At 48.1% G+C, this 20,820-nt stretch carries 24 protein-coding genes; 4 read left to right on the top strand and 20 right to left on the bottom strand.

Annotated features, from left to right (window positions below; all coding sequences use genetic code 11):
* Window positions 1-122 precede the first annotated feature (122 nt).
* The 3 genes from LC508_RS21970 to LC508_RS21960 form a co-directional block, all read right to left on the bottom strand.
* Entirely contained in the window at window positions 123-1,730 is a 1,608-nt protein-coding gene (locus LC508_RS21970; RefSeq protein WP_033142065.1) for an MBL fold metallo-hydrolase RNA specificity domain-containing protein, read from the bottom strand.
* Window positions 1,731-1,848: 118 nt separating this feature from the next.
* On the bottom strand, window positions 1,849-2,337 hold the full coding sequence (locus tag LC508_RS21965; RefSeq protein WP_103733249.1) for a DUF6147 family protein: 489 nt from the start codon (window positions 2,335-2,337) through the stop codon (window positions 1,849-1,851).
* A 10-nt stretch (window positions 2,338-2,347) separates the two neighbouring features.
* Window positions 2,348-3,307, bottom strand: coding sequence for a DUF4367 domain-containing protein (locus tag LC508_RS21960; protein ID WP_103733250.1), 960 nt, complete (start codon window positions 3,305-3,307; stop codon window positions 2,348-2,350).
* Window positions 3,308-3,404: 97 nt separating this feature from the next.
* Between LC508_RS21960 and LC508_RS21955 the strand changes: the two genes are divergently transcribed.
* Entirely contained in the window at window positions 3,405-4,472 is a 1,068-nt protein-coding gene (locus LC508_RS21955) for an undecaprenyldiphospho-muramoylpentapeptide beta-N-acetylglucosaminyltransferase (RefSeq protein ID WP_054350461.1), read from the top strand.
* Between the two features lies 1 nt (window position 4,473).
* Here LC508_RS21955 and LC508_RS21950 read toward each other — a convergent pair whose 3' ends face one another.
* Together LC508_RS21950 and LC508_RS21945 are read right to left on the bottom strand one after the other, a co-directional pair.
* Entirely contained in the window at window positions 4,474-5,007 is a 534-nt protein-coding gene (locus LC508_RS21950) for an RNA polymerase sigma factor (RefSeq protein ID WP_225305407.1), read from the bottom strand.
* A gap of 43 nt (window positions 5,008-5,050) precedes the next feature.
* Entirely contained in the window at window positions 5,051-5,458 is a 408-nt protein-coding gene (locus tag LC508_RS21945; protein ID WP_033142069.1) for an HIT family protein, read from the bottom strand.
* A 160-nt stretch (window positions 5,459-5,618) separates the two neighbouring features.
* On the opposite strand from LC508_RS21945, the gene LC508_RS21940 reads away from it, so the two are divergent.
* Window positions 5,619-6,344, top strand: coding sequence for a sensor histidine kinase (locus LC508_RS21940; protein ID WP_103732468.1), 726 nt, complete (start codon window positions 5,619-5,621; stop codon window positions 6,342-6,344).
* A 25-nt stretch (window positions 6,345-6,369) separates the two neighbouring features.
* Here the strand turns inward: LC508_RS21940 and LC508_RS21935 are convergent, their stop codons facing one another.
* The 12 genes from LC508_RS21935 to LC508_RS21880 form a co-directional block, all read right to left on the bottom strand.
* Complete coding sequence (locus LC508_RS21935) at window positions 6,370-6,960, bottom strand: rhomboid family intramembrane serine protease (protein ID WP_033142097.1); 591 nt, start codon at window positions 6,958-6,960, stop codon at window positions 6,370-6,372.
* Between the two features lie 220 nt (window positions 6,961-7,180).
* A complete protein-coding gene (locus tag LC508_RS21930) occupies window positions 7,181-8,554 on the bottom strand; it encodes a DUF6382 domain-containing protein (protein ID WP_103732467.1) in 1,374 nt (457 codons plus the stop codon).
* 61 nt (window positions 8,555-8,615) lie between these two features.
* Window positions 8,616-9,041 (bottom strand): hypothetical protein, encoded by a 426-nt coding sequence (locus tag LC508_RS21925; RefSeq protein WP_103732466.1) that lies wholly within the window; start codon window positions 9,039-9,041, stop codon window positions 8,616-8,618.
* Window positions 9,042-9,053: 12 nt separating this feature from the next.
* Window positions 9,054-9,494: an A24 family peptidase gene (locus LC508_RS21920; protein ID WP_052099549.1), complete on the bottom strand. Its 441-nt coding sequence runs from the start codon at window positions 9,492-9,494 to the stop codon at window positions 9,054-9,056.
* Entirely contained in the window at window positions 9,495-10,340 is an 846-nt protein-coding gene (locus LC508_RS21915) for a TadE/TadG family type IV pilus assembly protein (RefSeq protein ID WP_103732465.1), read from the bottom strand.
* Window positions 10,341-10,364: 24 nt separating this feature from the next.
* Window positions 10,365-11,771, bottom strand: coding sequence for a DUF5702 domain-containing protein (locus LC508_RS21910; protein WP_103732464.1), 1,407 nt, complete (start codon window positions 11,769-11,771; stop codon window positions 10,365-10,367).
* A gap of 10 nt (window positions 11,772-11,781) precedes the next feature.
* Entirely contained in the window at window positions 11,782-11,949 is a 168-nt protein-coding gene (locus LC508_RS21905; protein ID WP_103732463.1) for a Flp1 family type IVb pilin, read from the bottom strand.
* 41 nt (window positions 11,950-11,990) lie between these two features.
* Entirely contained in the window at window positions 11,991-13,226 is a 1,236-nt protein-coding gene (locus tag LC508_RS21900; protein WP_118593853.1) for a type II secretion system F family protein, read from the bottom strand.
* Entirely contained in the window at window positions 13,216-13,953 is a 738-nt protein-coding gene (locus tag LC508_RS21895) for a type II secretion system F family protein (protein WP_052099551.1), read from the bottom strand. The genes LC508_RS21900 and LC508_RS21895 overlap by 11 nt, the downstream gene beginning before the upstream one ends.
* Complete coding sequence (locus LC508_RS21890) at window positions 13,943-15,136, bottom strand: CpaF family protein (RefSeq protein ID WP_103731330.1); 1,194 nt, start codon at window positions 15,134-15,136, stop codon at window positions 13,943-13,945. The genes LC508_RS21895 and LC508_RS21890 overlap by 11 nt, the downstream gene beginning before the upstream one ends.
* Complete coding sequence (locus tag LC508_RS21885) at window positions 15,120-16,127, bottom strand: P-loop NTPase family protein (RefSeq protein WP_103731329.1); 1,008 nt, start codon at window positions 16,125-16,127, stop codon at window positions 15,120-15,122. The genes LC508_RS21890 and LC508_RS21885 overlap by 17 nt, the downstream gene beginning before the upstream one ends.
* Window positions 16,124-16,633 carry a prepilin peptidase gene (locus tag LC508_RS21880; protein ID WP_103731328.1) on the bottom strand — a complete coding sequence of 170 codons (510 nt, stop codon included), beginning with the start codon at window positions 16,631-16,633 and terminating at the stop codon, window positions 16,124-16,126. The genes LC508_RS21885 and LC508_RS21880 overlap by 4 nt, the downstream gene beginning before the upstream one ends.
* A gap of 264 nt (window positions 16,634-16,897) precedes the next feature.
* On the opposite strand from LC508_RS21880, the gene LC508_RS21875 reads away from it, so the two are divergent.
* Window positions 16,898-17,512 (top strand): GDSL-type esterase/lipase family protein, encoded by a 615-nt coding sequence (locus LC508_RS21875; protein WP_033142712.1) that lies wholly within the window; start codon window positions 16,898-16,900, stop codon window positions 17,510-17,512.
* Between the two features lie 95 nt (window positions 17,513-17,607).
* Here the strand turns inward: LC508_RS21875 and ybaK are convergent, their stop codons facing one another.
* The 3 genes from ybaK to cysK are packed head-to-tail and all read right to left on the bottom strand — an operon-like array spanning window position 17,608 to window position 20,409.
* A complete protein-coding gene (gene ybaK / locus LC508_RS21870) occupies window positions 17,608-18,102 on the bottom strand; it encodes a Cys-tRNA(Pro) deacylase (RefSeq protein ID WP_054350442.1) in 495 nt (164 codons plus the stop codon).
* 13 nt (window positions 18,103-18,115) lie between these two features.
* Window positions 18,116-19,459 carry an MATE family efflux transporter gene (locus tag LC508_RS21865; protein WP_103731327.1) on the bottom strand — a complete coding sequence of 448 codons (1,344 nt, stop codon included), beginning with the start codon at window positions 19,457-19,459 and terminating at the stop codon, window positions 18,116-18,118.
* A 20-nt stretch (window positions 19,460-19,479) separates the two neighbouring features.
* A complete protein-coding gene (cysK, locus tag LC508_RS21860) occupies window positions 19,480-20,409 on the bottom strand; it encodes a cysteine synthase A (RefSeq protein ID WP_103731326.1) in 930 nt (309 codons plus the stop codon).
* A 136-nt stretch (window positions 20,410-20,545) separates the two neighbouring features.
* On the opposite strand from cysK, the gene LC508_RS21855 reads away from it, so the two are divergent.
* Window positions 20,546-20,794, top strand: a complete 249-nt coding sequence (locus LC508_RS21855; protein WP_033142708.1) for a hypothetical protein — start codon at window positions 20,546-20,548, stop codon at window positions 20,792-20,794.
* The last annotated feature ends 26 nt before the right edge of the window (window positions 20,795-20,820 follow it).

Below are 20,820 nucleotides of genomic sequence, written 5' to 3'. Positions count from 1 at the left end.
GTAAGAACACGTTCAGCAGCCAGGCAAAAATCCCATCGCCGAAGGCGATTCTGCATGGATTTTTGCTCGTAACTGTGAGGGTACTGAACAGTTACAATAGTTTTATCGCCGCTTCCCGGCAGTCAGCGGTCCCACTTATCACACATGGAATTGATCTGATCTGCAAACTTCGCCAGGTCCTTATTTGCGCCGCCCTCATTATGACGGATAACCGTCATTAACCGCTGTCCTGCTGCAAGAAGTCTTGCATAAACACCGGAAGCCTTGCGGGCTTTTGCCTTCTCCTTCGCGTGTTTGATGACAATTCCAACCGTTTCCTTCTCAAACTCATTTGCCAGCATATCAAATTCTGTGCCGCTGAAGGGCGCCATGGCATCGTATCCCAGCTCATTTTTCAGTCTTTCCGCAAACAGATCGCATACCTGGTCATCCCCGTGTGTCACGAAGACACGCTTTGGCTTCTCCTTGAAGGAGGACGCCCAGCGCATCAGCCCCGCGTCATCCGCATGGCCGCTGATTCCCGGAAGCTTCACGATATCGGCACAGACATGGATTTCCTCACCGAACAGCCTCACATCCGTGGCCCCCTCCAGCAGCGCGCGTCCCAGCGTGCCGACTGCCTGGTATCCCACAAATACAATGGTGGATTCGCGCCTCCAGAGATTATGTTTCAAATGATGCTTGATACGTCCCGCGTCACACATGCCGCTGGCTGACAGGATGACCTTATGGCTGTCATCCATATTGATGGCTCTTGATTCGTCACTGGTTATGGAGAGTTTCAGCCCCGGAAATGCAATGGGGTTGATACCTTTCTCGATAAGCGCCATAGCCTCCTCGTCGTAGCAGTCTGTATAATGCTCCTTAAAAATATTGGTAGCCTGGACAGCCAGGGGGCTATCCACATAGACATCAAAATACGGGTATTCCGGAAGCATATTCTCCTCTTTGATTCGTCTGAGGAAATACAGCATCTCCTGAGTTCTGCCCACAGCAAAGGAAGGCACCACCACGTTTCCGTTCTTGTCAAAGGTTCTTTTCAGAATTTTCACCAATTCCCTGGCGTAGTCCGGCCGTTCGCCGTGACTCCTGTCCCCATAGGTGGATTCCATGACCACGTAATCCGCACTGTCCAGATATTCCGGATCTTTTATAAGCGGCTGGTCCAGGTTGCCGATGTCTCCGGAGAACACGATTTTCTTCTCCACGCCCTCCTCTGTTATCCAAATCTCAATACTTGAGGACCCCAGAAGATGCCCGGCATCCACAAATCTTACCTGTATACCGTCTGCAATCTGGATTTTTCTGCTGTATTCACACCCCACAAACTGTTTGATCACATTCAGAGCATCCTCCATGGTATACGCCGGTACAAAATCAGGCTGTCCGTTTCTCTGTCCCTTGCGGTTACGCCACTCAGCCTCGAACATCTGAATATGCGCACTGTCACGAAGCATGATGTCACACAAGTCGCAGGTAGCATTTGTCGCATAAATAGGTCCCCGGAATCCTTTTGCATAAGCCAGCGGGAAATTGCCGGAATGGTCAATGTGGGCATGGGTCAGCAGTGCAAAATCCACCTCGGACAATGCCACCGGAATCTCCTGGTTTTCATACTGATCCGGCCCCTGCTCCATTCCACAGTCCACCAAAAACTTCTTCCCCGCCGCCTCCAGGAAATAACAACTTCCCGTAACCTCATGAGTCGCACCTATAAAAGTCAGTTTCATAAAAGAACCCCCTTTGCGGTTATATAAAAGTATGGTTACTTTCATTATACCGTAAAGGGGGGGAGTTTAATAGAACTTTTCAGATTATTTTATTATTTTTGATTGTAGTGATTAATTATTATCCTATCCAAAGGCCATCAGTGATAGGTAATTGACTCTCTGTCGTACTGCCTTTTTGGGCAACACAAGCTGCTTTTACTCGATAGTAATAGCCACCTGATACACTTACATCCCAGCTCCTTGAAAATGTAGATGTATTATAAGCAACATCACTATATGTTCCATAATTATACCATGACCCATTTCTATACTGCTGGATTGTTAATTTTAATGTAAGTTTATCACATGTGACACTTCCTAAAACGGCTCCATATATATTAGCCGTTCCATCACCGTTATTTGTAATTCTTGTTGTACCCTGATTCAAAATATTCCCTCTTATCAAAGATTGGGCAATACTCTCAGAATATTGTTCATCTATTAGTTTAGAGCCATCAACGACTTTACCTAAATCATCTAATCCATCTGCATAAACATCAACAATATTTAGGCATAAAAAACTAAAACACAATACAATTACATTAACAAATTTCAATACTTTTTTCATAATTCTCTCCTTATTCACTTGCTATATTTTTTATGATATCCTTTATATCTCTTTCCTCAAATTTTCCAACAAATTCAAATAATGCATTTTGGTCTTCCCATTGAGCTACGTATGTAGGCTTTTCATCGCCTTCCTCTTCAATCTTCCAAAGCTCTACGGAAATGGGGGATAAATCACTCTCAACGTTCTCTATTTTTTCCCCTTGATCATTTTTAGATATCCCAACTGCATCTTTATAATTTGCCATTATCATAAGACATACAATATCTTTTTTGTATGAATATCTTAAATATGCAATTTGCGCCTTTTCGTCAATACTATAATCAATATATCCCATATCATCAGGAATATAAAAAAATGAAGGTAATTGAACTTCAAACTTTTCTTCTATTTCTTTTCTATCCACTTCCTCATCTTTGTTATCATCCTGAATCGTTTTTCCCGAATTATTGACTACCGTATTTTTACCATTATCAAGTATCTCATCTACCTTTTGCATTACAAAAGTTCTATTTGCTTGGCTACTCATAGACACCCCAAATACTCCCAACAGCGTTACAGCTAACATAGCAACCCATTTTACTGCCATATGCTTGCGGTGAGTGAACCCAACCACTTTTCCATTTTCGTTATTATGGATTTCATCTTTAGCTGGAATGGTTTCTACAGGTACCTTTTCTTTTACATCATCTGAAAGTTCTATTTTCTCAACAATCTCATCTGCCTCGTCTTCAGTTGTCTCATCATCTTCGGCCAGGAGGCCCCTTTCCTTTGCTATTCCGACTATCTTTTGGAACAGTTCCTCGGAGGGCTCAAAATCATCTAAGTCCGGGTCGTTTTCTAACCCGTTTATCATCTCTGCGGTTTCATCAAGGACTCTTTGGCTGACCCATTCCTCAAACGCTTTGTCTTCCTGGCCTGCCGCAGACTTATGTGTTTTTTCAATTTGCTTTTCGTCCAATTTACTCATGAAACTCCTATCTTTCCTTGACTTTTCCTGACAAGTGTATCATATTATCTTATAGTATTTGTTTTTAACTATTATTTTGAATGAGCAGGAGGACACCATGAAACATATCGTACTTACCGGCGGCGGTACTGCCGGACACGTTACCCCCAATATTGCAATGATTCCCCGCCTAAAGGAACTTGGTTATACCATTTCTTACATCGGTTCCTATGAAGGAATCGAAAAAAAACTGATAGAAGAAATGGGCATCCCTTACTATGGGATTGCATCCGGTAAATTAAGACGCTATTTTGATGTCAAAAACTTTACTGACCCATTCAAAGTTATGAAAGGCTTTGCGGAAGCTAAAAAACTTATGAAGCAGTTAAAACCCGATGTTGTCTTTTCCAAAGGCGGTTTTGTTACCGTGCCTGTGGTGATCGCGGCGAGCAGGAGGAAAATTCCCACTTTTATCCACGAATCTGACATGACACCCGGTCTGGCTAATAAAATATCCATTCCTTTTGCCACAAAAGTGTGCTGCAACTTTCCTGAGACCGTGTCTGAACTGCCAGCCGACAAGGCTGTGCTGACCGGAACTCCTATACGGCAGGAACTGCTGGAAGGAAGCCCCGAAAGGGCTCTGGAATTTACCGGTTTTACAAAAGACAAACCGGTTATTATGATCATTGGAGGAAGTCTTGGCGCTGCAGCCGTTAATGATGCCGTCCGTGCAGTCCTTCCTGAACTGCTTAAAACTTTCCAGGTGATCCATCTGTGCGGCAAAGGAAAACTGGACGAATCATTAAAAAACACAAAAGGCTATGTACAGTATGAATATATCAAAAAGGAGCTTGCCGATCTGTTTGCCCTTGCGGATGTTGTCATTTCAAGAGCCGGCGCCAATGCCATCTGTGAACTGAGTGCATTGAAAAAGCCCAATCTCCTGATTCCGCTCTCTGCCCGTGCAAGCCGCGGTGACCAGATACTGAATGCCCGTTCTTTTGAACGTATGGGCTACAGTGTAGTTCTGGAAGAGGAAGAGATCACAAATGAAAAACTCCTTGAGACCATTCACTCCCTCTATAAAAACCGCGCCTCTTATGCGGATGCCATGTCAAAAAGCAAGCTGACAGATTCTATTGAAGAAATCGTCCGGCTTTTTGAACAGGCCGTGAACAAATAAATCATAGTGATTCATATTCTGACTGAAATCTCTGCTTCAGCCATTCCATCATCCTGTGTCTCTTGGTACGCACATTTCCTATGGTGATACCAAGAGCGCAGGCAATCTCTTCATCGTTTTCTCCCATGACATGTGTTCTTACCATAATCTCATACCAGTCCGTATTCTTTGCTTTTAAAGAATTCAGAATCGTACCGGTAAATTCTTTGTGCACCATCATCTGCGCCATATCATCATTATAAAATCCGGTGCGCTTTCCTCCGCTGTCACTCCTTTGTGCCATTTTATCCGTATCTTCTTTTTCGGCACGGTCAGCCGTAACTACTTCATGTACCTGATAGGCTTTCTTGCAAAAGTCAATTGCCTTTCTTCTTGCACAGACTGTAAGCCACTCCGCATAACGTGTTTTATCCACAGTGTCCACCTTTTCCAGAAACTTTAGAAATGTTTCCTGGCAGATATCCTGTGAAAGGTCTGCATCAAATAAAACGCAGTATGCCGCTTTCATAACTAAACGATAATATTGACGAAAGATTTCACGAAATTTTCTTCTGTCATCTCAACCCTTTTCCTGAAGTCTAATCCATTGAAAACTTCTCAAGGATTTCCTGCTTATCCTCCTCTGTTAATTCGCCCGGCGTCCATGTAATCCCAGCATTGTCCCCAACGCTGCGCGGAATCAGATGGATATGGAAATGGAAAACAGTCTGGCCCGCTGCTTCCCCGTTGTTCTGCACAACATTGTAACCATCGCAGCCGAGAACATCCCTCATTCTGGTGATTATTTTCTTTGCAAGCACCATCGCTTTACCTGCCAGTTCATCCGGAATTTCATAGAGATTGGCATAGTGCTGTTTCGGCAGAACTAAAGCATGTCCTTTGTTTGCTGGTCCCAGATCCAGTATGACCCGGAAGTCCTCATCCTCATAGAGCGTTGCAGACGGAATCTCGCCGTTTGCAATCTTACAAAAAATACAATCCGACATATTTATTTCTCCTTTCTGTGCTGCTTTTGCCGGCTCATTTCGACGGCATTCTGTCATTAGTTTGTCGTTTTTTGGCGCTTTTTAGGTTATGAAATTATTTGATATTTGGCAGTAACAGTGCTACACTATCAACGTAAAGAAAGAACAGGGGGGACACCTAATGACGATACAATCCGGCACTGACCAGAGCACCAGGATGCCCGAAACTGCTGATTATAAGATGCTTTATCAGCAATTAAAAATGAAGCATCAGTTTATGCTTTCCCAGGTTTCTCATGAAATAAGAAATCCTGTCACTTTGATTAACAGCTTTATGCAGCTACTGGAAGGACGGCATCCTGAACTTATACAGGATAACTACTGGCAAAAAATCATGGAGAATATGGATTTTCTAAAATCACTTCTCAATGAATTATCCGCCTTCAATAACTCTGAAAAACTGAATCTGCAGAATTCCAACATATATAATACATTCTGCGAAGTAATTGAATCTGTGACCCCGGCTTTGAATGAACGGCATATCACTATAGATTTGCAGAAACTATCTCCAATACCCGTTATAAAAGCTGACGGTATTAAACTTCGTCAACTTTTTCTCAACCTGATAAGAAACGCGTCAGACGCGATTGAAACAGAAGGACATATTTACTGCGCCATACAGTCAGACGGCGAATCCATCATCTTCACGGTATCGGATACCGGTAACGGTATTCCTTCTGAATATCAGGACGACCTGTTTGAGCCGTTTATCACGCATAAACAGGAAGGTACCGGTCTCGGTCTGCCTATCTGCAGGCGCATCGTCAGCGCTCACAAAGGCACTATTTCCTTCAAATCAAAATCCGGTGAAGGTACCACATTCAAAGTAGTTCTACCCATCAGCTAATCACACAAAAATGTGCTGCCTTTCACTATGAAGGCAGCCTTTTCTTTCCGTGATAAAGAATGATCCCAAGAGCAAATCCACATAAAAGCCCGCCAAAGTGAGCTGCATTATCTACTCCTGCACTTGTAAATCCGTGATAAAGTGTAAGCGCAGCCAGGAATACCAACTGCCTTGTTGTAAAGTTCCCCAGTCTTCCTCTATTTCTCATCACCACATAAATCAGTGCTCCAATCACGGCAAACACCGCTCCGGAAGCACCTGCGGAGACTACCGCCTCCCCTCCTCTTATCTCTGCGTAATAAGAAATATAGCTGGCACCGATTCCGCCAATCAGATAAATAAGAAGATAGCGTATTCTGCCAACTTCCCTTTCCAGGCTGTCACCGAGAAATGCAAGCACCAACATATTATTCCCCAGATGAGCCAGTCCGAAATGAAGAAACATACAGGTGAAAAGCCGATAATATTCATGCCCTTGTTCTATGAAGGGTGTATACGCAGCTCCCCAGTTTATAAGATGCCTGCTGTCCAGTGATGACCCTGTTATTTCAGTCAACAGAAACACCAGAACATTGACCGCTATCATGATCGTGTTCATCAAAACACTCTTCCGCATCCGTAAAAACCGTCTGAAATCGGATTCCGGCCTCTGGTTCCAGTAACTGTAATCCACCATGCACTACCTGCCTTTTTCTTCTTATCTGATATAGTTCTCAGCCCTGCGATAACCACAAACCACTCATCACTCCCTGCCTGCAGGACATAGCTTCATTATAAGCTCTTTCCCAGGTTAACGCAACCATATACTTCCAATTGTGCAGTTTAAAATAAGCCATTCAGGCCCTCTTATTCTGAAAATTAAGGTACTGTAACTCCGTTCCCGCAATACTTATCTTGTCACCATTATGCAGCAAATATTCCTGCTCCGGTTCCAGGATTCTGTCATTTAAAAGGGTACCGTTCTTTGAATTTAAATCCGATATAAAAAAATCATTTTCTTCTCTGCGTATTCTGCCATGTATCCTGCTTACCGCAGGATGTCTCAGACATATATCCGCCGCTGCTGTTAGCTTTCCAATGATCTCAATCTCTTTATCAAGCACAAACCGCTTTTGATTTCCCTCCTCCTCCCAGAGCAAACACGCATTTTCATCATTTCGTTTCCCCGCTGAGAGAAGAATCGTCGGTCCGCAGGACTCAAAATCGTCCGGCTTTATATCCTTCTCTTTTTTGCCGTTATCTTCCTGTTTTTCCGTATTCCTCTCCTCTTCTCTTTCATATTCGGTATCCCGCTCCCATCCCCATGCTTCTAACCGGTCCAACTCATGCTTCTGCTTCTTTTTCTCTTCCCTTTTGTTCTTCAGCCGGAACATAACGAAAGCCACAGCGGCAGCCGATGCGGCCACTACTATTCCTATGCAGACCTGCAGCGCATTGGCAATCTCATAATGAAGAAGCAGATAGACACATATGGCTGCTGCCGCCAGTGTAAAAATACACCCCACGGCATTTAAAAGCGGATGTTTTTCCTCCACGTCTTCCTCCTCCTCAAAAAAGGCATCCAGAGCCTGTTTTCTCTTCTCCTCTGTCATCACCGGCTCTCCACTGAACTCCTGCTCTGCGCACACCCTTTTCTCCCTGTACTCCTCTTCTTTTACAGATTCCCGGGATACTTTCCTAAGTTCTCTGCGAATCTCATCTGCTCCCGTTCCGGTCTCCACACTCTCCCGGTATACTCCATATCCCAGAACAACGGCACCTGCATCCTTATGGTCTATTTTCGGAAGGATGTATTCTGTAAGCTCTAATATGCCGCTCTGTTCCTGATTCCGTTCTGCAGGAAAGCAGCAAAAATAAAGGTGCTGCCGTTCTGTATCCATATAAATATATTTGGGATTGAACAGTATTGTTCCTACATCCAGCAGGTATTCCTCCAATCCCTCCATTATGTCCGCGGCGGCCCGGAATATCTGTTCCAAATCCGCCTTTCCGAACTTCTTCGCCTCATACATCACAAAGATGCTTTGTCTGGATGTCACCTCATAATAAAACAGGGGTTCTCCGTCTATATAACGCACAGAGAGGGGAAGCAGTCCCGGCGGCTGGTTATGAAGAAGCATTTTTATCTCATATCCCTGCGGATTTACTGCACCGCCTGCCTTCAGTACCAGATAGCTGTGATTCATCTCTCTTCTGTACTCTGCCTGCATTTTCTTTCCCCCTTTTCCCGGAACAACCGTACTTTTTTCTGTTTCATCCGGAACTCGCCGCTTAATCCATCAGTTCTTCCTTCCATTTTCTCACACTTCTCACCTTCCCGATAAAGGACACCGGGCGGATTACTTTACTTTTTGCATTGCCCTGTATATGCCACTGCAGACCTGCAAAAGGATATTTCACATATTCCTCATAATTGACTGTAATCTCCCTTTTGCTGCCGTTTACAGAATAATTTCCGTTTTCACCTGCAAGCCGTTCCCGGGCAGTTTCCAACCCGTCTCCCTGCCTGCGCACAGCCTCCGTGCTGCCTGCCACAGCCGTCTCATATGCCTTTGCTGTGTATACTCCTCTTTTTATGGTTCCTGTCAGCAACAGCAGAACCGCAAACACTGTCAGCATCCAAACACCGCTGATGCAGGCCGCTTCCAGCGTATAACTCCCCCTGCATACGAATTTTTTTCTGTCTTTTCTATCCATATCTCTCCTGTATCATCCTGTGATAATGCTAAACATCATCCCGGCAAATAAAAAGGGAATAAACGGTATCTCATACTTCCTGTCTTTTTTCTTCACTGCCAGTAAAAATCCGGCAGCCATAACAGCCGTTAAAAACGCGCCCGACAGTACACTTAAAACCTGCCAGAAGCCCAGATAGATTCCCAGCACCAATACAATGATTCCATCTGCGCTGCCCACAGCCCAGCCGGACAGTTTCCCAAAGAGCAAAAGAGAGATACCGGGCAGACTGCCCAGCATAACATCCCGTGATACATCCCACAGTTCCCCCGGAACTTCTTTTATTTTTAAGGCTGTACAGATAAGGCTGCCCGCAAAAAATAAAAGAATCTTCCGGACAGAAACCGTTTTCCCTCTCGAATCTTCCCACCCCATAAATGCAAGAAAAATACCTGCTGTTATCTTTTCTGTCATCTAATCCCCCTGTTTTTGTCCGCAGCGTGAACAGAGATTTCTGTTGTCCGCCTCGGATTTTTTCATGAACCGCACATGGCGGGAAAGGCCGCCGCATGCGCTGTCACTGTGGTAACGGTTCCCCTTGTCTGTAATGTATACAAACCCATCCTTCTCATGTCCTCTCATACACTTTTCACAGGGGTAGTATTTATCCCCATACTCGTTTCTTCCCTGTACTGCACTCTGCATCCCCACGTGCTTTACCGCCAGTTTTATATGGGTACAGTCCCCTGATGTGTGATATACACTTTCATAGTCTGTCACATATACCATCTCCCCGCCGGGACTGTCATCCGTATTGCCGTATTTGTCCCCGTTATATCCCAGCCAGGCCTGTGCGGCGGCGGCAGCTTCTATCTTCACCGGAAAAACCGGAAAGAGCGACACAGGGCTTTTGTACAGATAATTTGCTTTCAATGTTACGATGCCATCCCTGTATGATGACCCCAGCAGTGTAATCCCTGCCTGTTTTCCCACAATTCCCGTGAGGTTCTCGCCTTTTACTCTCTTCTGAACCTCCGCTGAGGCATAAACAATACATGCCGCGTCTGTCACGGCACCAACCGGTGATCTGCTCTCCCCGTCTATGCTGTAGGCATACATCCCCAGCTCCTTGGCACTCTGACTCAGAGAAGATACCAGAATTGTCTGTATCCGGAAGATATCCATCATACTGACCAGCATCACCATTGCCAGAAAATAGAGGGGGAGCACTGCCGCGCTTTCCAGTGTCAGACTGCCTTTTTGCTGAAGAGAGTACCAATCCTTTCTATTACATCTTTGTCTGTCTTTTACATCGGGCATCTGCTCCCCTCCCTTTTCTGCTTTTTACATATCGTATCCGTAGTTTCTGACTGCTGTCCATTGGTTTCCCGATGGGCTTAAAAAACGGGTTTCTATCTCCAGACACTCCATGCAGGAGTCTATACGGAAGTTTTCTTTTCCGGGTTTGAGCCGTATATTCTGCTCTATCATATCCATGCAGCGGAATGCCAGGCTGTGTCCCGAGGATGCAAACAACAGTATCTGCAGGTAATCGTTATAATCCAGCCCGGAAGTATTCTTTGCCTGTCCCTCCTGCAGCATGGTAAATATCTGTCCGATATTGGAAAGCTCTAACTGCCAGCCTGCACCGGTCTTAACCAGGGGGACTTTTCCGCCTGCCATGAGCTGACGCACATCCAGAAGACTTTCTCCGTAAGCCCATCCCAGAAGCAGCAGTTTTTCCACAACGAAAGCACCCTCCGGTATCAGCAGCGCAGTACACAGGGACGCAGCCAGCGCACCGGACTGTGCCCGCTTCTCCGGGTCTGTATAGAGGTACGCCGCATTCGCTGCCTCCCGAAGCAGTAAAATCCTGTTTACCGTCTTCTTCAGGTTCTCCCTGTCGCTGCCTCTGCCTCCCACAATGTACTCCACCTGGTAGTCAAGGGCTCCCGGATTTCCCGGTTCCCTGTAGGTTCCAAGCTTATTCATGGCATACGCCTGGAGAAAAAGTTTATCAGATCCCCCGGATTCCCGGCCTTTTATATCTCCCATGCCTTTCTGCAGATTTCGGTTTGAAGTGAAAACGGAAACATCTGCTTCCTTTTCGGAAATCACTGCATCATCCGGAAGAACCAGACCCAGAATCCCCATGGACCGTATTCGTTTGATGATTTCCAGGGGATTATTTTCCGGGGTGATCTGCGGCGCATCCGTATTCTCCTGTACGGTTTCCTCCGGTGCCTGCACCTCAGGCATAGGAGGCGCGCCGGCATCCTTTTGCGCCTGCTGCTGTTCTGTCACCTCTTTGGTATTGCCTAAATACTCCTTCAGGCGTTTGACAGCCGCTGTGCCCAGATGTTCCCTGACAGCTTCTGCCGCCTGCGCACAGAATGCCTCCCCCGCATTATCCGTGGCCAGTCTGTATCCTGTAATGGAACAGCTCTCCTGCCTACTTCCCCGGATGCCGCTTTTTAGAGTCAGAGCCATGGAGTTTTCCATCTGCTGTACCACATGGTAAGCATCAATGGCGCCTCTGCCGTAACCGCTGTCCAGGAAGAATAAATCGTAATCCTCCAGAAGATCCCTCTCATACTCGGAGAATACAGAATACAGTCCCGTATCTGCCGCATTCACGGCCTGTACCCGGGCATACTGTTCTCTGCAGAGCTTTATGCCTGCCGCCACGATTCCAAGCATGACAGAGAGCATCATACACATGGCAATGGTCATACTTCCCTTTTGTCTCATAACAACCTCTCTAAATACTGTTGCTCTGGCTTGTGATCTTGGACAGAATACTCTGTATCAGACTGGTAAGCTGCTTTTTAAAGATGATGACAAGCCCTATAAGAACCACTAACACGAGCACAATTTCAATCACCGTGATCCCTGATTCATCCTCATAAAACTCCCTGAATACATTCATATTTATCACCCCCTTTCCACATATTTTCACCCTGTTATGCTCTAATAAAAGCTTAAAAAAGCCGGGATCATAACCAGTGCCATTACCAGTGCAAGCTGTATGAACATAGGCCCCAAAAGCTTTGCAGACGCCTGTTCACCGCATATTTTCGCCTTTCGTTTCCGCTCCTCTATAGCGGCTGCAGACTCCCGCTCAAGAAGTGCCAGAACTCCCCGGTTTCCCTTCTTCAGATTCTGGACAAGAAGCACGGAAAGGACCTTATATTCCGGTGAATCACAGCGGTTTCCAAACCGTTCATATGCCTGAACCTCTGCCATTCCGCCCTCCATTTCGCGGTAGGTTTCCACCAGTTCTTCATACGCCGGACGCCTCTTTCTCCCGTATATTCTGCAGGTATTTATATAGTCTTTTGCGATCTTCTCCATGGCACTGTGCACGGTCAGACCGGCCTGCAGAAACAGCAGTATTCTGCTCACGATATCGGGGTAATCTGCCTGCATTTCGGCCTTTTTCTTTCTCTCTTTTTCCTTTTCTTTTTCTCTGTACAGCGGCAGGATCAGCAGGCCCAGCAAGGTGCCGAACAAGGATATGAGCAATCCGTTTCCGCTCTGTTCTTTCCGAAAAATGACCTTGGTTCCATCCACTTCTTTTGGGAGTTTTACCTTATCCCCGGAGGCCGGATTCTGCGCATCCACTGCCCTTTGTATCTCCCTTTCCAGTTTTATCTTATGGGATACCAGCTCCGGGTAAACGGTGACTTCTTTCTCCCACCGCCCCTCTGCCTCCCCCAGACTCAGGTCGCAGGTAAGCTTCACGCCGGTGCCTCCTTCTGCAGCATTTTCCCTTATCTTCCCTTCCCAATCCAATATCTCAGGCGCGTCTGTGCTCCAGGACAGATTTACCGGGAAATCAGGGCTGCGGTCCGGCAGATAAAGCGGATGCTGCACTTTGTTCAGGCTCTTGTTTTCTCCCCGAATCAGAGCGTCCATCTCCTCTTTTACCTGCTCAATGATTTCTTCTGCCTCTTCCTCTCCATACTCCTTTTCGCGGACCTGTACTGTGATATCCTGGTTTCCCTTCTCTGACTTTACAGTCAGCTTCTCCTCATAATCCCCCTGACCGAATTCACGCCGTTCCAGATACTCCGTGTTTTCCCTGTCACCTGACCTCTTTTCCAGGATGTACAGGGTAAGTCCGGCGGCGTTTGCAAGAAGGACCACGGCGATTCCGGCAGCCAGGACCTTTCTCTCTCGGGAAAAGATTTTTTCAGACTTCAATCTCCACAATCCTCCTGCCCCAGATAAATGCGGCTGCGTAGCAGCCAAGACAAATCGTCATGATACAGACCCCTGCCGCATTGTGATACAGGACATCCATAAATCCTGGCGATGTCAGGCGCATATAGAGGATGATTCCCACAGGCATGAAGCTCATCATGTTCTGCTCCATTTTCCTTGCGGCCAGCATGGCGTCAATCTCTTTTTTCACGTCAATCTTGTCCTCCATGATACTGACACAGTTCTGTATAGTCTCCCGCATATTGCCGCCCATGCGTTTGGATTGTGCCAGGATTTCGGAAAAGCTGCGGATATCTTCTACCTGGCTTCTGCTCCCCAAATCATAAAACAGCTTCTCCACGGGAACACTGACACGCATCTGCGCTGCCATGTACGCCATCTCTCTTGAGATCTCCCTGTCGGGACCGTATATGCGGTTCATGTCCTTTCCCGCCTCCAGAACCGCGTTTTCCAGTGAATAACCCGCTGAGATACCGGCTCCCAGAGCGTTGAGTGCATCCCTGAACTGATGGTGAAGCCTCCTGCGCCGCAGCATCAGAAGCTGGCGTTTCCTCTGCCTGATATACCAGAAAGGAATGGGCAGCATGAATAAAAAGGTGATAAGGCTCTGGTAGCAGAGCGCATCTATCACCACACAGATAAGTACGCTCTCCCCCAGATATCTGGCCCATTCCAGAATTGTCAGTTTGTAGTGTTCATAGTCCATCTTCAAGTATGATCCCCGCCCTTTCTAATTTTTCCCTGTGTTTCAGCTTCCCTTTCTGCACCAGGCCCTGATCCTCCTCATACAGAAACAGGGGGTGCAGCAGCACTTCATCCTCATTCATCCCGTCTACCTCGCAGATTTCCAGCAGCCTGCGGCTCTTATCCCTGAGCCTGCCAAGGTGGACAAACAGATCAAACCCCGCCGCAATCTGCCTCCTGACAGCCGGAAGCGGAAGATTGATTCCCATGAGAACCAATGTCTCCAGCCTTGTGACCATATCGCGGCAGCTATTGGCGTGGATGGTTGACATGCTGCCCTCAGCCCCCACATTGACAGCCTGCAGCAGTTCCTCCGCGTCGCTTCTCACCTCGCCCACGATGATCCTGTCAGGCCGCATTCTGAGTGCGGTCTTGAGAAGGTCTGCCATGGAAATCTCCTGCGACTCTTCAATGTTGGCTGCCCTGCACTCCAGCCTGACCAGATTGGGAATCCCCTGTATCTGCAGCTCCGCGTTGTCCTCAATGGTTATGATCCTCTCATCCCCGGGAATGAAGGCGGACAGTGCATTCAGCATAGTTGTCTTCCCTGCCCCGGTTCCCCCTCCGATGAGGATCGTGTACTTGGCCTGCACCAGAGGGATCAGCAGCCTAAGTGCCTCCTCGGTCACACTTCCCAGGGACAGCAGCCGCTCCATAGTGACAGGCTCCTCCGGGAACTGGCGGATAGTGAGGATCGGGCCGTTCAGCGCCGCGGGTGCTATGACCGCATTGACCCTGGAACCGTTCTCCAGTCTGGCATCCACAATAGGGTGCAGGGTATTGATGACCCGGTTGCACCTTCCGGCGATCTGCTGTATCACATCATCCAGTTTTTCCGGGGATGTAAAATGTTTCCCCCAGGGGGAGAGCTTTCCCTCCCGCTCCACAAAAATGTACTGCCAGCCATTCACCATGATCTCCGTAACGCCGGGATCCTCCAATAGCTCCTGCAGGACATCCAGTTTCCGGACGGAGCAGAACAGTTCCTGCCGCAGTGCGCTTTTCTGCCCAAGGTTCAGGCCCAGCATTCTTCCCTCCTCCATGATCAGGCTGTCAATAAGCTCCATCACCTCTTCATCCGTACTCTCCCACATGCTGTCCAGCCTTTCCATCAGACGGCTCCTAAGCTCAGAAAATGCCTCCATCCTGCACCTGCTTTCTCACATAATCTCCGAATCTTCCGGAGGTAAGGCACTCCGGCCACGGCATCTCCCCTTCCCCGTCCACCGGCGGCAGGAGAATCCTCTTTGTCTTTTCCAGTACATCCTCTCTTCCCGCAGTTTTCAGCCATGTCTCATACTGGGCAAGCTTCGCCGCGGAAATCCGGTCCTGCAGAACAGGCATATAGATCCTGCTGCATTCATCCAGCAGCCCTGACGCCCGGCTGACCCCTGTGCCAAAATCAAGGAGAACTACCTGATATGTGCTGTAAAGTCTCAGCTCCTCGAACAGGACCTGCCACTCTTCCTGTGTCACCTGTTCCACATCCTCCGGGATGGTGACCGGAGGAACATAGTGCATACCCCCGGCCTCCCGCACCATTGCGGCAAGCTGTACTGCGGGCTGGCCTTTCTTCTGCCTTATGCAGTAAAATAAATCTCCCAGGTTCCGCTCAAAGCTGCAGGAAAGCAGGTCCTCAAAACCGGAGTAGGCTTCGAGGTTCAGAAAGAGAACAGAATACCGTACTGCCAGTATCTGGCCCAGCGCAAGTGCATAAGAAGTTTTGCCCGTCCGGCCCAGAGGGGAATAGACTCCCAGAATGTGCATCTTCCTTCCCGGAGAGGCCCCGCTTTCCTCTGACCGTACTTCCTCCCCATAGAGGGCTGTTACCTCCTGCATGATTCTTTCGCAGGACTGGTACTTTGACACAGCGGGCAGCTCTTCCGGCGCTGTGCCGTTCTCCTCGTCCAAAATCACAAGCCTGCCCACAGGCAGCTCCCTGATCTCAGGGCACATGGTCCCCTCCGCAACCAGCAGCAGCTCCACAGAATGCTGCCTGGCATAGCTGCAGACCTTATCCGCCCCGGTAAAAGCAATAAACTCAAAGGGATAGTGCCCCTTCCTCTCCAGCCATGCGGTGAAGCTGCAGGCATAAGACGCCTCCTCATCGCAGACTGCTAATATCTTCTTTCTCAACAAAAACCTCCCGCATACAGCATGATCCCCAAGAGTATCGGCACGGTAAAGTGCAGATTCTCCGCCTGCGCGCCCTGCCTCCTGTATGGTACAGGGCAATGCTTCTCTTTACAAACTTTCAGATAGTGGAAAAAATAAGAAAAACGCTCCCGCAGATTCCCGCAGGAAATAAGAAATGCCAAAGATAAAACAGCACCCAGAATAAAGGCACAGAACATCCCTTTCAGGATACCGCAGCTTCCCAGGATTCCACCCATGACAGCCATAAGCTTGATGTCACCCGCCCCCATCATACGGAAGCAGAACAGCGGAAACAGCAGAATCAGAGGCAGGAATACCCCGCCCAGATAAAATGGGATTCCGCCTGCGCCGTGCAGCAGCCCCTGGCATACTGCGCCTGCCGCAAGCCCCAGAACGATCCATCTGTTCGGCACTTTTTCCAGGAATAAATCCGTGCAGACTGCCCCGGCGGAAAAAAACAGTGCCATACCTGTCTCTAAAGACATAAAAACACCTCTCTTCACTATTTACTTTTGTGATCAACGTGGAATCCATCTGCCGAACGGCTGATTAAAACAGAAAAGCTAACGACTTAGCTTGAAATGATTATATACTTCCCGGCACCTCTTGTCCATAGAAAAAATAACCAAAACGTCTTTTTGGCAACCCTTCACAAAATTACTATTTGCAATAACGGTCATTTTCAGTTAAAATAGTATATTATACAATCAGATGGCCTGAAAATGGTTATATGCCGAAGGAGAATCGCTATGGGTATCATTGTATTTTTAGGAGACAGCATTACCGATGCCGGCAGAATGACATCTGACAATCCTCTGGGAGACGGATATGTCAGCGAGTTCGCGGCCTATATTACAGGAACTGACCCCAACTGGCGGGTTTTGAATAAGGGTGTGGACGGCAATATCACAGAACGAATTGCCGGTGTACTGCAGAGGGACTGCATTTCCTACCACCCGGATTATGTAAGCATCCTGGTAGGGATCAATGATGTGGGCCTTATTGTACAGGCTGATGTCTCAGAGCAGGAGAAGCTCTATATGCTGGAGGACAGTATCCGGGCTTACCACGAAATGCTGTTTGATCTGTCCAGAGAGACCACAGCAGCAGTTATCACACTGGAACCGTTTATTTTTCCGAAACAGGGAAAATACGATGACTGGGTTCCCTGGCAGCACAAAATGTCCAAAAATATCCGCAAGCTTGCCAGAAATTACAGTGCGCATTTCATCCCGCTGCAGAAGCCTCTGGAACAGGAAATCGAGAAGCACGGTTACGACGCCATCACTACAGACGGCATCCACCTGACCGTCCTCGGACAGAAGATTCTGGCGGAAATCGTCAGAAATGCTTTTAAATTGTAAGCGTTGCTCCTTTGCTCAAATGCAAAAGAACTGTCGCGGAATGTTGAAACCCCATCCATACAGGTGCTTCAATATTCCGCAACAGTTCTATTTTTTTACTCTTTTACCGTAAACGCGGCAAACTCCGCCCCGGCTGCCCGGGCCAGATCCACCGGGTTTACCTTTATGGTGGAGCCAATCCTTCCGCCGCTCACATAGATCTCACTGTATTTCTCTGCACTCTCCTGGATGATGGTCTTATACTTCTTTTTCATGCCAAGGGGGCTGCATCCGCCCCTGACATATCCCGTCACTGCTGTGATGTCTTTTACATGGATCATCTCAATGGACTTTTCTCCCAGCACTCTGGCCGCTGCTTTTAAGTCCACTTCCTCCGCGATGGGGATAACCAGTACATAGTATTCCTTACTTTTCCCCTGCGCCACCAGGGTTTTAAAGGACTGCTCCACGGGGGCGCCGGTCTTCTCTGCCGTGTGCAGACCGTCTATGAACTCGTCGCACTCGTAGGTGATGGTCTCATAGGAAATTTTATTCTTATCCAGGATTCTCATGGCATTTGTCTTCACTTCTTTGTCCTTGTTTTTTGCCATTTTGACTGCCCTCCTAAACTTTTAGTTTCTTCATGAACCTTTTAAATAGAACCACTGCGGCCGCGGCTGCAATGAGCTCTGCCAGCGGAAAGGTCACCCATACGCCGTATATGCCCCATATTCTGCAGAACAGGGCAGACAGCGGCACAATGATCACAAGCTGCCTCAGCATGGATATGAGAAGAGAATGGAGGCCCTGTCCCAGCGCTTCAAAAGAACCGGAGAGCACGCATCCCACTGTGGACACCACAAAACCAAGGCTGATGATCCGCAGCATGGGAACCCCCAGCCGCATCATCTCATCCCCGGCGTCAAACAGCTTCATGATCCACCCGGGGCAGGCCAGAAAAAGTACGGTTCCCAGAAGCATAATGGCCCCTGCCACCTGCAGGCTGCTTTTCAGTGTCTCCATCATCCTCTTTCTGCTGCCCGCGCCGTAGTTATAACTCATAATGGGGCGCATTCCCTGCACAACGCCGTTGGCCGGCATGTACACAAAGGACTGGATCTTAATGTAAAGCCCAAACGCAGCGATGGCTGTCCCGGAAAATGCCGCCAGTATGGAGTTCAGCGCCCCCACAAGCAGGGAAGGCATGGAGATCATAATGGCAGAGGGAATACCAACCATATATATTTTCTTTATGATCTCCCGGTCAAAATGAAAGCCGTGAAAATCCAGTTTTACCTGGGTGCATTTCTTCAGATAGCAGACCATGGCGATGATTCCGGCCGTGATCTGTGCCGTGACAGTGGCAACAGCCGCCCCCTTCACGCCCATGGCGGGGAATCCCAGCAGGCCGAAGATCATAATCGGGTCCAGGATAATATTTAACACTGCACCGATGGCCTGAAAGAACATGGGAAATACCATATTTCCCACGGACTGGAAGATCTTCTCCGCAAAGAGATGATACATGCTTCCGAAAGAAAAGCAGAGCACAATGCCTGCATACTCACAGCTCATCTTATAAATCCGGGCATTGTCAGTGAACATTCCTATAAAAGGTTTGACCAATAAAAGGCCAATCAGTATAAAAAGAACACTGTGCACGCCTGTCAGCACAATGCCGTGGGCTGCGGTGGCCTCCGTCTCCTCCACGTTCTTCGCCCCAAGCGACCTGGCAACGCAGGCGTTCAGGCCGATGCCAAAGCCCACGGATACTGCCAGGATCAGATTCTGAAGGGGATAGGCCAGGGAGACTGCCGTCAGGGCATCCTCGCTGACCCTCGCCACATACATGCTGTCTACAATATTATAAAGCGCCTGGATCATCATGGATACCATAGGCGGTATGGACATGGAAACGAGAAGAGGGAGGACCTTTTTCGTTCCCATGATATTTTCTGTCTGTTTCATATTTTAGTCAGTCCTTTACTTTAGTCATACATCGTTGTGGATAAATAGTGGTCTCCCGTATCCGGAAGCAGAACCACTATATTTTTTCCTGCATTTTCAGGGCGCTTTGCCAGTTGTGCGGCTGCCCACACAGCAGCGCCGGAGGAGATTCCCACAAGGATTCCCTCGCACTTTGCAATGTCATTACCTGTTTTATAAGCGTCCTCTGTGGTGACACAAATCACCTCATCATAAATATTCCTGTCCAGAATAGCGGGAATAAAATTAGCCCCGATACCCTGAATGCCGTGCGCCCCGGCCTGCCCTCCTGATAAAAGCGGGGATTCCGCAGGTTCAACCGCAACGATCTGAACAGCGGGATTCTGCTTTTTCAGATATCTGCCTGTACCGGTCAGGGTTCCCCCTGTTCCCACCGTGGCTACAAAGATGTCCACTTTCCCGTCTGTATCCCTGTAAATCTCCGGTCCTGTGGATACCTCGTGGGCTGCCGGATTGGCCTCATTGTCAAACTGCCCCATAATGACAGAGCCGGGAATGCTCTTCCTAAGCTCCTCTGCCTTCTCGATGCTGCCCTGCATCCCCTTGCTGCCGTCTGTGAGGACCACTGTAGCTCCGTAAGCCTTAAGCAGCTTCTGCCGCTCCACGCTCATGGTCTCCGGCATGGTGAGAATCGCGCGGTAGCCCTTGGCGGCAGCTACGGAGGCAATGCCTATCCCCGTATTACCCGAAGTCGGCTCTATGATCGTGGCTCCGGGCTTTAACTTTCCTTCCCGCTCTGCCTCTTCGATCATGCTCAGGGCAACTCTGTCCTTTGCGCTGCCCGCCGGGTTGAAGTACTCCAGTTTCGCGATTACCCGCGCCTGCAGTTCATATTTTTTTTCATAATTACACAGCTCCATAAGAGGCGTATTGCCGATAAGCTGCGCAGCGCTTTTTTTAATATTTTCCATATTGGGACCACTCCTTAACATTTTTTCCGTTTCTCTTCATCAAATAAAAGCATAGACTATGCCTGTTTTGTTTGTCAATGCATTTTCCCGTGTTTTTCGCACATACTAAGAGAAACGGTGAAAGGAGATGTGCGAAATGAAAGATAATTCTGAAAACTGCCACAGAGGCGGCGGCAAAGGCGGAAAAGGCCAGGGAAGCGGCAATGGAGGAAAGGGAGGCAGCAGGGATACCTACCATGTGGAATCCAGCTCCTCCGATGACCTGGACGGTCAGGCAGCCATGGAGATGACAGGACTGATGTACAAACCGCCCACCAGCCAGGCAGAGCTGGAATCCTATAAAGAGGTCTATCCCTTCTCTCCTGAACAATATACGGAAGAATGATCCGTTTCCCGTATAAAGGGCGGAGC

Origin of the sequence: Blautia parvula, from assembly GCF_020215665.1 — a bacterium.
Classification (GTDB): Bacteria; Bacillota; Clostridia; order Lachnospirales; family Lachnospiraceae; genus Blautia; species Blautia celeris.
The sequence above is the reverse complement of the archived record's forward strand: the minus strand, read 5'-3'. Positions and strand labels throughout refer to the sequence as shown.

Coding starts and splice junctions, on each gene's coding strand:
- LC508_RS21955 (WP_054350461.1), top strand. CDS start 3,405: ATGAAACATATCGTACTTACCGGCGGCGGTACTGCCGGACACGTTACC.
- LC508_RS21960 (WP_103733250.1), bottom strand. CDS start 3,307: ATGAGTAAATTGGACGAAAAGCAAATTGAAAAAACACATAAGTCTGCG.
- LC508_RS21910 (WP_103732464.1), bottom strand. CDS start 11,771: ATGAGACAAAAGGGAAGTATGACCATTGCCATGTGTATGATGCTCTCT.
- LC508_RS21880 (WP_103731328.1), bottom strand. CDS start 16,633: ATGTCTTTAGAGACAGGTATGGCACTGTTTTTTTCCGCCGGGGCAGTC.
- LC508_RS21965 (WP_103733249.1), bottom strand. CDS start 2,337: ATGAAAAAAGTATTGAAATTTGTTAATGTAATTGTATTGTGTTTTAGT.
- LC508_RS21865 (WP_103731327.1), bottom strand. CDS start 19,459: ATGAAACAGACAGAAAATATCATGGGAACGAAAAAGGTCCTCCCTCTT.
- LC508_RS21945 (WP_033142069.1), bottom strand. CDS start 5,458: ATGTCGGATTGTATTTTTTGTAAGATTGCAAACGGCGAGATTCCGTCT.
- LC508_RS21935 (WP_033142097.1), bottom strand. CDS start 6,960: ATGCGGAAGAGTGTTTTGATGAACACGATCATGATAGCGGTCAATGTT.
- LC508_RS21920 (WP_052099549.1), bottom strand. CDS start 9,494: ATGACAGAAAAGATAACAGCAGGTATTTTTCTTGCATTTATGGGGTGG.
- LC508_RS21940 (WP_103732468.1), top strand. CDS start 5,619: ATGACGATACAATCCGGCACTGACCAGAGCACCAGGATGCCCGAAACT.
- ybaK (WP_054350442.1), bottom strand. CDS start 18,102: ATGGCAAAAAACAAGGACAAAGAAGTGAAGACAAATGCCATGAGAATC.
- LC508_RS21915 (WP_103732465.1), bottom strand. CDS start 10,340: ATGCCCGATGTAAAAGACAGACAAAGATGTAATAGAAAGGATTGGTAC.
- LC508_RS21895 (WP_052099551.1), bottom strand. CDS start 13,953: ATGGACTATGAACACTACAAACTGACAATTCTGGAATGGGCCAGATAT.
- LC508_RS21890 (WP_103731330.1), bottom strand. CDS start 15,136: ATGGAGGCATTTTCTGAGCTTAGGAGCCGTCTGATGGAAAGGCTGGAC.
- LC508_RS21925 (WP_103732466.1), bottom strand. CDS start 9,041: ATGGATAGAAAAGACAGAAAAAAATTCGTATGCAGGGGGAGTTATACG.
- LC508_RS21855 (WP_033142708.1), top strand. CDS start 20,546: ATGAAAGATAATTCTGAAAACTGCCACAGAGGCGGCGGCAAAGGCGGA.
- LC508_RS21905 (WP_103732463.1), bottom strand. CDS start 11,949: ATGAATGTATTCAGGGAGTTTTATGAGGATGAATCAGGGATCACGGTG.
- cysK (WP_103731326.1), bottom strand. CDS start 20,409: ATGGAAAATATTAAAAAAAGCGCTGCGCAGCTTATCGGCAATACGCCT.
- LC508_RS21970 (WP_033142065.1), bottom strand. CDS start 1,730: ATGAAACTGACTTTTATAGGTGCGACTCATGAGGTTACGGGAAGTTGT.
- LC508_RS21875 (WP_033142712.1), top strand. CDS start 16,898: ATGGGTATCATTGTATTTTTAGGAGACAGCATTACCGATGCCGGCAGA.
- LC508_RS21930 (WP_103732467.1), bottom strand. CDS start 8,554: ATGCAGGCAGAGTACAGAAGAGAGATGAATCACAGCTATCTGGTACTG.